This window comes from Streptomyces sp. NPDC006602 (assembly GCF_042870385.1).
Classification (GTDB): Bacteria; Actinomycetota; Actinomycetes; order Streptomycetales; family Streptomycetaceae; genus Streptomyces.
Window position 1 is genome coordinate 593,681 of record NZ_JBIAHG010000001.1, and the last position, 12,585, is coordinate 606,265.

The 12,585-nt window shown below is 71.5% G+C and carries 12 protein-coding genes; 7 read left to right on the forward strand and 5 right to left on the reverse strand.

The window, feature by feature from the left end; translation table 11 throughout:
• Positions 1-31 precede the first annotated feature (31 nt).
• The 3 genes from panB (at position 32) to ACFYO2_RS02705 (ending at position 2,927) form a co-directional block, all read left to right on the forward strand.
• Positions 32-907 carry a 3-methyl-2-oxobutanoate hydroxymethyltransferase gene (gene panB, locus ACFYO2_RS02695; protein ID WP_388343004.1) on the forward strand — a complete coding sequence of 292 codons (876 nt, stop codon included), beginning with the start codon at positions 32-34 and terminating at the stop codon, positions 905-907.
• Positions 908-1,080: 173 nt separating this feature from the next.
• Entirely contained in the window at positions 1,081-2,106 is a 1,026-nt protein-coding gene (locus ACFYO2_RS02700; RefSeq protein WP_388343006.1) for an ATP-binding cassette domain-containing protein, read from the forward strand.
• Positions 2,103-2,927, forward strand: coding sequence for an ABC transporter permease (locus ACFYO2_RS02705; RefSeq protein ID WP_388343009.1), 825 nt, complete (start codon positions 2,103-2,105; stop codon positions 2,925-2,927). The genes ACFYO2_RS02700 and ACFYO2_RS02705 overlap by 4 nt, the downstream gene beginning before the upstream one ends.
• A gap of 43 nt (positions 2,928-2,970) precedes the next feature.
• On the opposite strand, the gene ACFYO2_RS02710 is transcribed toward ACFYO2_RS02705, so the two are convergent.
• Positions 2,971-6,480 carry a BTAD domain-containing putative transcriptional regulator gene (locus ACFYO2_RS02710; RefSeq protein ID WP_388343012.1) on the reverse strand — a complete coding sequence of 1,170 codons (3,510 nt, stop codon included), beginning with the start codon at positions 6,478-6,480 and terminating at the stop codon, positions 2,971-2,973.
• 186 nt (positions 6,481-6,666) lie between these two features.
• Between ACFYO2_RS02710 and ACFYO2_RS02715 the strand changes: the two genes are divergently transcribed.
• Positions 6,667-7,467, forward strand: coding sequence for a site-2 protease family protein (locus tag ACFYO2_RS02715; protein WP_388343015.1), 801 nt, complete (start codon positions 6,667-6,669; stop codon positions 7,465-7,467).
• On the opposite strand, the gene ACFYO2_RS02720 is transcribed toward ACFYO2_RS02715, so the two are convergent.
• Positions 7,457-7,636, reverse strand: coding sequence for a hypothetical protein (locus tag ACFYO2_RS02720; RefSeq protein ID WP_388343018.1), 180 nt, complete (start codon positions 7,634-7,636; stop codon positions 7,457-7,459). The two genes, ACFYO2_RS02715 and ACFYO2_RS02720, sit on opposite strands and share 11 nt — an antisense overlap.
• Positions 7,637-7,719: 83 nt before the next feature.
• The gene (gene npdG, locus ACFYO2_RS02725) at positions 7,720-8,424 is read right to left on the reverse strand and encodes an NADPH-dependent F420 reductase (protein WP_388343020.1); all 705 of its coding nucleotides are present in this window, start codon (positions 8,422-8,424) and stop codon (positions 7,720-7,722) included.
• Between the two features lie 201 nt (positions 8,425-8,625).
• Between npdG and ACFYO2_RS02730 the strand changes: the two genes are divergently transcribed.
• Positions 8,626-9,228, forward strand: coding sequence for a hypothetical protein (locus tag ACFYO2_RS02730; protein WP_388343022.1), 603 nt, complete (start codon positions 8,626-8,628; stop codon positions 9,226-9,228).
• Between the two features lie 80 nt (positions 9,229-9,308).
• Here the strand turns inward: ACFYO2_RS02730 and ACFYO2_RS02735 are convergent, their stop codons facing one another.
• On the reverse strand, positions 9,309-9,539 hold the full coding sequence (locus ACFYO2_RS02735) for a hypothetical protein (protein ID WP_053754372.1): 231 nt from the start codon (positions 9,537-9,539) through the stop codon (positions 9,309-9,311).
• A gap of 58 nt (positions 9,540-9,597) precedes the next feature.
• On the opposite strand from ACFYO2_RS02735, the gene map reads away from it, so the two are divergent.
• Positions 9,598-10,455, forward strand: a complete 858-nt coding sequence (gene map / locus ACFYO2_RS02740) for a type I methionyl aminopeptidase (protein ID WP_388343025.1) — start codon at positions 9,598-9,600, stop codon at positions 10,453-10,455.
• A gap of 44 nt (positions 10,456-10,499) precedes the next feature.
• Here map and ACFYO2_RS02745 read toward each other — a convergent pair whose 3' ends face one another.
• On the reverse strand, positions 10,500-11,144 hold the full coding sequence (locus ACFYO2_RS02745) for a PhzF family phenazine biosynthesis protein (protein WP_388343028.1): 645 nt from the start codon (positions 11,142-11,144) through the stop codon (positions 10,500-10,502).
• A gap of 294 nt (positions 11,145-11,438) precedes the next feature.
• Between ACFYO2_RS02745 and efeO the strand changes: the two genes are divergently transcribed.
• Entirely contained in the window at positions 11,439-12,581 is a 1,143-nt protein-coding gene (gene efeO, locus ACFYO2_RS02750; protein ID WP_388343030.1) for an iron uptake system protein EfeO, read from the forward strand.
• Positions 12,582-12,585 lie beyond the last annotated feature (4 nt).

Consider the following 12,585-nt stretch of genomic DNA (forward strand, 5'->3'; position numbering starts at 1 on the left):
GCGCCTCGAGATGACTGAAGGAGCCGTTGCAATGACGCAGCTTTCGGCTGCCCAGCCTGCGCAGCAGAAGACCTCCGACGGCAGCAAGGCGCTGTACGGGGGCAAGGGCACGCGCCGTATCACTGTCCGCGACATCGCCGCCGCCAAGGAGCGCGGCGAGAAGTGGCCCATGCTCACCGCGTACGACGCGATGACCGCGTCCGTCTTCGACGAGGCCGGCATCCCGGTCATGCTCGTCGGCGACTCGGCGGGCAACTGTCACCTCGGGTACGAGACCACCGTGCCCGTCACCCTCGACGAGATGACCATGCTCTCCGCGGCGGTCGTACGGGGCACCCAGCGCGCCCTGATCGTCGGCGACCTGCCCTTCGGCTCCTACCAGGAGGGGCCGGTGCAGGCGCTGCGCTCGGCGACCCGGCTGGTGAAGGAGGCCGGGGTCGGGGCCGTGAAGCTGGAGGGCGGCGAGCGCTCGCACCGGCAGATCGAGCTGCTGGTGGAGTCCGGGATCCCCGTGATGGCCCACATCGGGCTGACCCCCCAGTCGGTCAACGCCATGGGCTACCGCGTCCAGGGGCGCGGCGAGGAGGCGGCCCAGCAGCTGCTGCGGGACGCGAAGGCCGTGCAGGACGCGGGGGCGTTCGCGGTGGTCCTGGAGCTGGTTCCGGCGGAGCTGGCGGCCGAGGTGACGCGGGTGCTGCACATTCCGACGGTCGGGATCGGTGCGGGGCCGGAGACGGACGCGCAGGTGCTGGTGTGGACCGACATGCTCGGGCTGACGGGCGGTCGCATGCCGAAGTTCGTGAAGCAGTACGCGAACCTGCGTGAGGTCATGGGGAACGCGGCGAAGGCGTTCGCGGAGGACGTGGTCGGCGGAGGGTTCCCGCTGGACGAGCACTCGGTGCACTGAGCCGAGCTGAGCCATTGCGGCACCATGGCAGCCCGCCGATCTTCCCCCGTCGGCGGGCTGCTGCCGCTTTCGGGCCCCGACCGTCCCGGGGGCGCACCGGTTGTCGGTGACCTGTAGGTGCCTGTCGGCGGACTGTCGGTGGTTTGTCGGTGGGGCCTGACAACGTCGTCGGCATGACGCGAATCGACAAGAACCCCAGTGGCGCGGGCAGCGCCGTGACCGTACGGGGACTGGTCAAGCACTACGGCGAGACCAAGGCGCTGGACGGGGTCGACCTTGATGTGCGGGAGGGCACCGTGAGGGGGGTGCTCGGGCCGAACGGGGCCGGGAAGACCACCCTCGTGCGGATCCTGTCCACCCTGATCCAGCCCGACGCCGGACAGGCGACCGTCGCCGGCTACGACGTCGTACGACAGCCCCGGCAGCTGCGCCGGGTGATCGGCCTGACCGGACAGTACGCCTCCGTGGACGAGAAGCTCCCCGGCTGGGAGAACCTCTACATGATCGGCAGGCTCCTCGACCTGCCCCGCAAGGACGCCCGCGCGCGGGCCGACGAACTGCTGGAGCGGTTCTCGCTCACCGAGGCGGCCAAGCGGCCGGCGGGGACGTACTCGGGTGGCATGCGGCGGCGTCTGGACCTGGCCGCGTCGCTGATCGGACGGCCCGCCGTGCTCTACCTGGACGAGCCGACGACGGGTCTGGACCCGCGTACCCGCAACGAGGTGTGGGACGAGGTCAAGCGGATGGTCGGCGACGGCGTCACCGTCCTGCTCACCACCCAGTACATGGAGGAGGCCGAGCAGCTCGCCTCGGAGCTGACGGTCGTCGACCGCGGGAAGGTCATCGCGAACGGCGCCATCGAGGAGCTGAAGGCGAAGGTCGGCGGGCGTACCCTGCGCATCCGCCCGCTCGACCCGCTGCAGCTGCGCCCCCTCGCCGCCTACCTGGACGAGCTGGGCATCACCGGCCTCGCGTCCATCACCGTGGACGCCGAACGCGGTGCCGCCCTCGTCCCGGTCCTCAGCGACGAGCAGCTGACCGCCGTGGTCGGCGCGGTCGTCGCGCGCGGCATCACGCTCTCCTCCATCACCACCGAACTGCCCAGCCTGGACGAGGTGTTCCTGTCCCTCACCGGCCACCGCGCCAGTGCCCCGCAGGACGCCGCGCCCACCGACGACCGCCAGGAGGTCGCCGTATGAGCGCCGCCGCCACGACCATGACCACGACCCTCACCACGGACGCCCGGATCTCGTTGCGCGGCCATCTGCGGCACACCGGTGCGCTGGTCCGCCGCAATCTGCTGTGGATCCGCCAGGACCCGGAGTCGATGTTCGACGCCGTCCTCTTCCCGGTCATCTTCACGCTGCTGTTCGTGTACGTCTTCGGCGGGTCCATCGGGCAGTCGCTCGGCGGCGGCCAGCAGGCGTACGTGCAGTACGTGGTGCCCGGTCTGATGGCCATGATGGGCATGAACATGGCCCAGGGGGTCGGCACCGGCTTCAACCAGGACTTCAACTCCGGTGTCATGGACCGCTTCCGGTCCCTGCCGATCGGGCGCGGCTCGGTGCTGTTCGCCAAGATCGCGGTGGAGCTGATGCGGATGCTGGTCGCCACCGCGATCCTGATGGTCGTCGCCGTCCTCGTGGGCTTCGACATCACCAACTGGATCGGTCTGCTCGCCTCCGTGGGGCTGTCCGCCGTCTTCGGCTCGGCCCTGATGTGGGTGTTCATCACCCTCGGCGTGATGATGAAGAGCGCGCAGTCCGTGCAGGCCATGGGCTTCCTGGTGCTGATGCCGCTGCAGTTCGGCTCGTCGATCTTCGCGCCGACCCAGTCGATGCCGGGCTGGCTGCAGAACTTCACCGACTACAACCCGCTGTCCGCGCTCGCGGACGCCGCTCGCGGACTGATGGTGGGCGGTCCGGCCGCGCACGACGTGTGGCTGACGCTGGCCTGGTCGGCGGCGCTCACGGCGGTGATGGCGCCGGTCGCGATCCACAAGTTCCGCACCAAGAGCTGACCGGCGCGGCAGGCAGTACGGCAGGCAGCACGCTCGGTGCCCGTCAGACCAGGGCGGTGGCCTCCTCGAAGGAGAGGCCACCGCCCTCGGCGTACGCCGCCTCGTACGCCTCGTCGCCGAGCACTGCGCGGGTCCGCTGCTCGGCCCGGTCGCGGATCTCGCGCTCCATGCCCGACCTGACGTGCCGGGGCGGCAGCAGGGTCTCGGCGGCGCCCATGCAGCGGGCGGCGTCACGGGCGTGGCCTCCGCCGTCGAGACCGGCGAGTGCCGTCGCGGCGGTGACCAGGTAGGAGGAGCGCATCGACGGGGCGATGGCCAGGGACAGCGGGTCCGCGGCCCGCTCCAGTGCCCGCCGGATCTTGGTCAGGGCCTCCTCGTTCCGGTCGTCCAAGGCGTCCAGCCAGGCCTCCGCCCCGAGGATGAAGGCATCGAAGACCACGAACAGGGAGAGCTTGAACTCAGCGCGCAGCAGTCGTAGTTGCTCCCGCGCCTCGGGGATCCGGTCGGTCATCCCGAGCCAGCCGGCGAGGAAGAGCCTGGCGAAGGGCATCGCTCCGTTGCCCGAGCCGTCCCGGCTGTCGATCACCTCGCGCAGCAGGCGCTCGCCGCGTTCGGCCTCGCCGGCCTCCAGCAGCGCGCTGCCCAGCCGGGCGGCGAGCACCGCCGTCTGGGCGTGGGCACCGAGCCGTTCCGCCCGCTCGGTGGCCGCCTCGTAGTCGGCGGCGGCCAGCCGGTACTCGCCCTGGCGTTCATGGGCCTCACCGCGTGCCGAGAGCGCCTCCGCGGTGCCCCAGAGGTCGCCCAGGCGTTCGTAGATCTCCAGCGACTCGTCGGCGTCGCGGGCCGCGTCGCCCGCCCAGTCGGTGCGGTTGGCGAGCAGGTTCGCGCGCATCTGCAGAGCGGCGGCGAGCTCCCATTCGTAGCCCGGTGCACTGCGGCAGGTGCGGACACCGGCGTCGATCACCTCGCGCACCTTGTCCATGTCGCCGGTGAGCATGACGGCGAAGAACCAGAGGGAGCCGGGGTTGCGGCAGGTCTGCGGAATGCCGGGCCGGTAGGTCTGGGAGACCACCCGCAGCTTCTCCTGCGCCTGCGGGGTCTGCCAGGCGTCGATCTCCATGTCCATGCAGGCGAGATGGATGAGGTGGACACCGCGCCGGGCCTCTTCGAGGACCTCGCCGGTCCACGGGAACGGCACCTCGGTGCAGCGCTCCCACAGCGGGGCGGCGGGGCGGGCGGGCGCCGTGAACGGGTCCGGGCCGAGGGCCTGCACGTCGCGCGACCAGTTGCGGGCGGCCAGGCGCAGGTCGCGCATCTGCCAGTACCAGCACATGGACAGTACGAGACACAGCGATTCCTGCTCGTCGCCCGTCGCGACGGCGTGCGTCAGGGCGACGCGGATGTTCTCGCCCTCGCGCTCCAGCCGTTCGATGGCGGTGAGTTGGCCGGGGCCGCGCAGCAGCGGGTCGGTGGTGCGGGCGAGTTCGCGGTAGTACGTCAGATGGGCGCGCTCGGCCCTCTCGCGGGCACCGGCCTCGTCGAGCCGTTCGCCCGCGTACTCGGCGACGGTCTCCAGGAGCCGGTAGCGCATGCCCTGCTCGCCCGAAGGGGTGGCCACGACCAGGGACTTGTCGACGAGCGGGCCGAGCGCGTCGAAGGCGGCGGGGCCGCACACGGCCTCGGCGGCGGCGAGGTCGCAGCCGCCGGCGAAGACGGACAACCGTCGCAGTACGTCCCGTTCGCCCTCGTCGAGCAGTTCCCAGGACCAGTCGACGACCGCCCTGAGCGTCTGCTGGCGAGGCAGGACCGTTCGGCTGCCGGAGGTGAGCAGCCGGAAGCGGTCGTCGAGCCGGTCGGCGATCTGACGCGGAGTCAGCATGCGCAGCCGGGCGGCGGCCAGCTCGATGGCCAGGGGCAGTCCGTCGAGGCGCCGGCATATCTCGGCGCAGGACTCGGGGTCGTCCCCGACCCGGAAACCGGGCCTGGCCGCGGCCCCGCGCTCGGCGAGCAGCCTGAGCGCGACGGGCTCCGGCAACGGCTCCACGGGCCGCAGCAACTCCCCGGGCACGCCGAGCGGTTCACGGCTGGTGGCCAGTACCGTCAGACCGGCGCAGCGCTCCAGCAGCTCCTCCACCAGGCGGGCGGCGGCCCCGACGACGTGCTCGCAGTTGTCGAGGATCAGCAGCATCCGGCGCCTGCCGCAGTGCTCGGCGAGCCGCTCGACGGGATCGTCGTGCCGCTCGCTCCCGGCCCGCATGGCCTCCGCCCCGGCGCCGTACAGCACGGTCTCCCGCGCCCCCACGGCGGTCAGCACGGCCTCCGGTACGGCGTCCGGGTCGTCCACGGGCGCGAGCTCGGCCAGCCACACGCCGTCCCGCGCGGCCTCCCCCACCGCCTCGGCGGCCTCCTGAGACAGCCGCGTCTTCCCGGCCCCACCGGGCCCGAGCAGGGTGACGAGCCGGGCGGCGGCGAGGTCGCCCCGGATGGCATCGATGTCGGCTTCCCGGCCGACGAAGGAGGTGAGACGGGCGCGGAGGTTGCCGGGGGGCGGGGGTGCGGGAACGGTCAAGGGCCCGGCGGGCGCGTGGGCCGCCCCACGGCCGGACAAGCCCCGGCCGCCGGGCGGCGCACCGAACACACCCTCCTCGGCCGCGCCCGGCAACGGACCGTGCGTGCGCCCGTCGGCATCGCCGGACGCCGGGCCGAGCGGGCCGCCCCCGTCACCGCCATAACCCCCATCCCTCCCGTCAACCGCACCGGACGACCCGGTCGCCCGCCCGCCATAGCCCGGCCGGCGCCCGTGCGCAGGCGCCCGGGGGGCGTCCGGACGGAGCAACTCCTCGTAGAGCGCCCGTAGTTCCGGGCCCGGGTCGACCCCGAGCCGCTCCGCCAGCAGGCGGCGTACGTCCTCGTAGGCGGCCAGTGCCTCGGCCGTGCGGCCGGCGTCGCGCAGGGCGCGCAGGCGCAGGGCCTGGAGGGGTTCGTCGAGGGGGTGGGTGTCGCACAGGGCGGTCAGCTCGGGCAGGGACTGTTCGGCGTGGCCGAGGGCGAGGGCGGCGGTGTGGCGGGCGCGCAGCACGTCGAGGCGGCGGGTGTCCCGGCGGGCCGCCTCGGCGGTGCGGTCGGGCAGGTCGGCGAGGGCGGGGCCGCGCCACAGGGCGAGGGCGTCGTCGAGGACGACGGCCGCCTTCGCGGGGTCGCCGTCGGCCAGCGCACGGGTGCCCTCGCCGGCCAGCCGCTCGAAGCGGTGCAGGTCGATGTCGTCGGGGGCGGCGGTGAGGCGGTAGCCGCCGTTCACCGAGGCGATCGCGTCCGCGCCGAGCGCCCGGCGCAGCCGCCCGACCAGCGCCTGCAGCGCACCCGTCGCGTCGGCGGGCGGGTCGGCGTCACCCCACACCTCCTCGACGAGGAGCCCCGCGGGCACGGTCCGGTCGGCCCGCAGCGCCAGCACGGTCAGCAGCGCACGCAGCCGCGCACCGCCAACGGGGACGAGTGTGCCGTCGGGGCGGAGGGCCTGGGTGGTGCCGAGGATGCGGTAGCGCACGAGGTCCATTGTCTCCGGTGGCGTCGGGGCGGGTCACGGGGTTCGGCGACGCGGTGCGGCGCGGTCTGCGGCGCCCTCACGGTGAGACGCACGCCCTACCTTCCCCGGAACCCGTGGGGGACCGCGAGACGTTTTCCCCGTACGCCCGGTACGGTCGGGCAGTCCCACCGCGTGCACGAGAGGCCAGGGAGCCCCATGACCACCGCCACCACCCGCCACAGCGACCGGCGGATCAGTCCCGTCTTCGTCGGGATCCTCGCCGTGACGGCGGTGACCGGCTGGGCCACCTGGACCGGGTTCGCCGAGCAGCCCGGGTTCTCGGTGTTCCTGTTCGTGACGGCCGCGTGGATCGTCTCCCTGTGCCTGCACGAGTACGCGCACGCGCGCACCGCCCTGCACAGCGGCGACATCTCCATCGGCGCGAAGGGCTATCTCACGCTGAACCCGCTGAAGTACACGCACGCCCTGCTGAGCATCGTGCTCCCGGTGATCTTCGTGATCATGGGCGGTATCGGTCTGCCCGGTGGCGCGGTGTTCATCGAGCGGGGCCGGATCCAGGGCCGCTGGAAGCACAGCCTGATCTCGGCGGCGGGCCCGCTGACGAACGTCCTGTTCGCTGTGGTGTGCACGGCCCCGTTCTGGCTGGACGCGCTGGACGGCGTGCCGGGCGACTTCCGGCTGGCCCTCGCCTTCCTCGCCCTGCTCCAGGTCACCGCCGCGCTCCTGAACTTCCTGCCGGTGCCGGGCCTGGACGGCTACGGCGTCATCGAGCCCTGGCTGTCGTACAACATCAAGCGCCAGGTGGAGCCGTTCGCGCCCTTCGGCCTGCTGTTCGTGTTCGCGCTGCTGTGGCTGCCCGCGGTCAACAGCGCGTTCTTCGACGTGATCGACTCGATCCTGAAGAGCCTGGGGATCAGCGACTTCGAGACGTACTGCGGTCAGGAGCTGTACCGCTTCTGGCAGGGCACGAACGAGTTCTGCCAGGTCAGCCGGTGACGGACTTCCGGACCTTCTCGCGCTTCACGTAGTACCAGCACATGTTGGACGACAGCCCTGCCAGCAGCACCCACACGATCCCCAGGAAACTGCCCTGGACGAAGGAGACGACCGCCGCGGCCACGGCGAGGACGCAGACGACGAGGGCGTAGACGGCGAGGCGGGGCATGGGGTGGTTCTCCTGTCGGGGGACACTGCTGCACTGCTTGCTGTACTGCTTCGCCGAACAGTGTCCCCCATGCGCTCATCCGCTCACACGTCGGTGACACGGAGTCCCGCGTGCGCCTTGTAGCGGCGGTTCACGGAGATCAGGTTGGCGACCAGCGACTCCACCTGGTGGGCGTTGCGCAGCCGCCCGGCGAAGATGCCGCGCATGCCGGGGATGCGGCCGGCCAGCGCCTGGACGATCTCCACGTCGGCGCGCACCTCGCCCAGCACCATCACGTCGGTGTCGATCTCGTCGACCTCCGGGTCCTGGAGCAGGACCGCCGACAGGTGGTGGAAGGCGGCCGTCACGCGTGAGTCCGGCAGCAGGGCGGCGGCCTGCTCGGCGGCGCTGCCCTCCTCCGGCTTCAGCGCGTACGCGCCCTTCTTGTCGAAGCCGAGCGGGTTGACGCAGTCCACGACGAGCTTGCCCGCCAGTTCCTCGCGCAGCGACTCGAGCGTCTTGCCGTGCCCCTCCCACGGCACGGCGACGATCACGATGTCGCTGCGCCGGGCCGTCTCGGCGTTGTCGGCACCCTCGACGCCGTGTCCGAGCTCCTCGGCGGCGGCCTGGGCACGGTCCGCGGCACGCGAGCCGATGATCACCTTCTGGCCGGCCCTGGCGAGCCGGTAGGCGAGGCCCTTGCCCTGCGGGCCGGTGCCGCCGAGCACGCCGACGACGAGTCCCGAGACGTCGGGCAGGTCCCAGGGGTCCTTGGCGGGGGCCTTCTGTGCACTGTCGGTAGAGGTCATGGGCCCGACTTTACGTCCGCCCTGCCCAGGGACCCGGGCCGGGTGAGCCGCGTCACTGACGGGTGGCAGCGGACATGCGGGTGCGGGCCGGTCGGTCCCGGAGCACTCTTGTCACACAGCGACTCCAGCTCTTCCCCAAGTCGGGCGAATCAGGGATGAACCGGGGGTCGTGAGGCACCGGTTGCGGCAGGATGCGGTCGCATGGATGCCGTACGGGTCGCATTGCTGCGCGAAGTGCTCGCCGGGACCGAGTGGTTGGGGGCGACGCGTCGGTTCGCGGGGGCGCTGCGGGGGTCCGTGGTGTCGCACGGCGGCGGGCTGCTGCTCGTCGGCACGGCGGAGTACGAGCCGTGGCATCTCGCGGCCCACTTGGTGGACGAGGCCGCGTGGTCGGGGACGCCGGAGCTGGCCCCGACGCTCGTGCGGCATGACGCGCGCGCGTCCGACCCCGCTCATCTGTCGGTCGGGCTCGGGCGGTTGGCCGCCGCGCGGCGGGGCGAGACCCTGCTGATCGTCTCGCCCCAGGGGCCCGGTGCTCCACTGCTGGAGCAGGTCCACGACGCCCGGCGGGCGGGGGCGACGGTCCTGGCGCTGGGCGACGGCGGGAGCGAACTGACCGCGATGGCACACGAGGCACTCCCCGTGCCGGACGGGGCGGAGCTGGACCTCGACAGTGTGCAGCACCTGGTCAGCGCGGCGGCCGGCGAGAACGCGCTGCCGGCCCCGAGAGGTCATCGCCGCTTCCGGGACCGCCTCGCCAGACTGGCCCACGACCTCATGGCACCACCCCCGGCCCGCTGGTGACCGGCCACTGCCTGGGGGTGAGCACGCGGTGCGGCTGCGCGGACAGCGCGCGGCAGCCGCACCCGGCGGAGCGTGATCGGTCAGTCGTCGTCCCGGCCCGCCGCAGGGGCGTCGTGCCACTTGGGGTCGTTCTCCCACTCGAGGTTGCGTTCGCGGGCCGTCGCCATCGCGTGTTCGGCCTCTTTGCGAGTGGCGTACGGACCGAAACGGTCCTTGGCGGGGCACTCCGGCCCCTCCTCCACCTTCTTGTGCTGCAGGCAGTAGTACCACTCGCCCGGTTTGCCGACCGTCCGCTTCTTGAACAGGGCCATGACCAGCTCCTCTCGCCACCGACATGTTCCCCCATCGCCGCTGGATAGACTCGTCGGCATGTCTGGCCAGTCGCTGCTCGTCCCAGGGGAGCTGTCCCCCATCCGTTCCGTGCCCGGAAACATCCGCCGCCCCGAGTACGTCGGCAAGCCCGCGCCGACGCCGTACACCGGGCCGGAGGTGCAGACTCCCGAGACGATCGAGGCGATGCGTGTCGCCGGCCGGATCGCCGCCCGGGCGATGGCCGAGGCCGCGAAGCTGATCGCGCCGGGTGTCACCACCGACGAGTTGGACAAGGTGGCACACGACTACATGTGCGACCACGGCGCCTACCCGTCGACGCTGGGCTACCGCGGCTTCCCCAAGTCCCTGTGCACGTCCGTCAACGAGGTCATCTGCCACGGCATCCCGGACTCGACGGTCCTGGCCGACGGCGACATCGTCAACCTGGACGTGACGGCGTACATCGGCGGGGTGCACGGCGACAACAACGCCACCTACCTGGTCGGGGACGTCGACGAGGAGTCGCGGCTGCTGGTGGAGCGGACCCGGGAGTCCCTCGAGCGTGCCATCAAGGCGGTCAAGCCGGGCCGGCAGATCAACATCATCGGCCGGGTCATCGAGTCGTACGCGAAGAGGTTCGGGTACGGGGTGGTGCGGGACTTCACCGGCCACGGGATCAACTCGTCGTTCCACTCCGGGCTGATCATCCCGCACTACGACAGCCCGCACGCGACGACCCTGATCCAGCCCGGGATGACGTTCACCATCGAGCCGATGCTGACGCTCGGGACCCACGAGTACGACATGTGGGACGACGGCTGGACGGTCGTGACGAAGGACCGCAAGCGCACGGCCCAGTTCGAGCACACGCTGGTGGTGACGGAGACGGGGGCGGAGATCCTGACGCTGCCGTAGCCCTGTCCTCGGATTGCCTCATGTTCTGGCTGAGCGCCTGAGGGTCAGCGCTCCAGGAACACCCGCCCTGCGACCTCCACCCAGCCCCCCGGCTGTGGCGCCGTGAGGATCTGCGAGCCCGCGCCCTGCGTGATGTTCAGGGCGCGGCCCAGCCGGTCGGTCAGCAGCAGTGCCGCCGCGCCCGTCGCCTCGTCCTCGTCGATGCCGTCGTCGCGGCCGGGGAAGGCGCGGGCACGGACGCGGCCGGCCGCCTCGTCCTCCCACGCCCAGGCGTAGATCCACTCCCCCTTCGGCGGGATCGGCAGGTCGTCGACCTCCGCCGCGGTGGCGTACTGGCGCAGCGTGCGCGGCGGGACCCACTCCGCCAGCGCCTCGATCCAGCTGAACTCGCCGTCCAGGCGGGCGCCCACCAGGCCGGCCGGCGTGACCAGTTCGGGTACGTCGAGCAGCCAGGCCGTGCCGACGCAGGGGTGACCGGCGAAGGGCAGGCGCAGGGTCGGCGTGTAGATGTCGATGACGCCGCGCTCGGGGTCGTCCACGAACACGGTCTCGCTGAAGCCGAGTTTCGCGGCGAACGCCTGTCGTTCCTGGGGGGCCGGCAGCACAGAGCCCTCGCGGACGACGGCGAGCTCGTTGCCGTATCCGCCGTTCGCTCCGCAGAAGACACGGAGCAGGTCGTAGTCAGTCACGCGGGGCATTGTGCCCTGAGTGGCGGGTCGGCGTGGCCGCGGGCCTCTCGGTCGAGAGGTGACCGTCGCCGGGGGCCGCCGGCCCCAGATCCCCGCGGGAGGCTTGACCGGTCCTTGACCCTCTCGTGAGATCCATTTTTGGACACCGTGATCATGCCGTGCTCATACAGCGTCCATGAGAGCTGAATCACCGATTGAGCGGGTAAGACACAGGAAAAGCTTAGGTACGTTAGGCGAGCCTCACCTTACGTGAGGCCCGTCACGCGTATTTTTCGGCCATTCCTTGGAGCCCGCATGCGAGCCGTCAGATTCTCCGCCCTCACCGCTGTCGCCACCGCGGCGGCGCTGGCCGCCGTCACCGGCTGCACCGAGAAGGGCAGCTCGGGGAGCGACGACCGGGTCATCGACGTGACGGCGACGGACGACAAGTGCGAGGTGTCCAAGAAGGAGTTCCCGGCCGGGCACATCGAGCTCGCCATCGAGAACAAGGGCTCCAAGGTCACCGAGGTCTACGTCCTGTTCCCGGACGACCGGATCGTGACCGAGCGCGAGAACATCGGCCCTGGCACCAAGCAGAAGGTCACCGCCGAGGTGAAGGCCGGCGACTACACGATCGCCTGCAAGCCCGGCATGAAGGGCGACGGCATCCGCCAGAACGTCAAGGCCACCGGCGGCACGGTCGCCAAGCGCGACCCGCGCCTGGACAAGGCCGTCGCCTCCTACCGGGCGTATGTGCAGGCCCAGGCCGACGAGACGCTGCCGCTCGCCGAGACCTTCGCCAAGGCGGTCAAGGACGGCGACATCGAGGCCGCCAAGAAGGCCTACGCTCCCTCGCGCATCGGCTGGGAGCGCACCGAGCCGGTCGCGGAGTCCTTCGGTGACATCGACCCGAAGGTCGACGTCCGCGCGGACGGCCTGGAGGACGGCCAGAAGTTCACCGGCTGGCACCGCCTGGAGAAGGCCCTCTGGGAGGACAAGAAGATCGGTGCCGAGGAGAAGACCCTCGCCGACCAGCTGATCGCCGACCTGAAGGACTGGCAGGAGCGGGTCGGCAAGGCCGACATCACCCCGACCTCGATGGCCAACGGCGCCAAGGAACTCCTCGACGAGGTCGCCACCGGCAAGGTCACCGGCGAGGAGGAGCGCTACTCGCACACCGACCTCGTCGACTTCAAGGCCAACGTCGAGGGCGCCGAGAAGTCGTACGAGCTGCTCAAGCCGGTGGCGAAGGAGAACGACGCGGCGCTGGTCACCGAGCTGGACAAGCAGTTCTCCGCGCTGAACACGCGGCTGGACAAGTACCGGCCGAACACGTCGTCGTACGACTTCACCTCGTACGACAAGGTCAGCAAGGCAGAGCAGAAGGAGCTGTCGGACGCGGTGAACGCGCTCGCGGAGCCGCTGTCCAAGCTCGCCGCCGCCGTCGTAGCGAAGTAGTAGA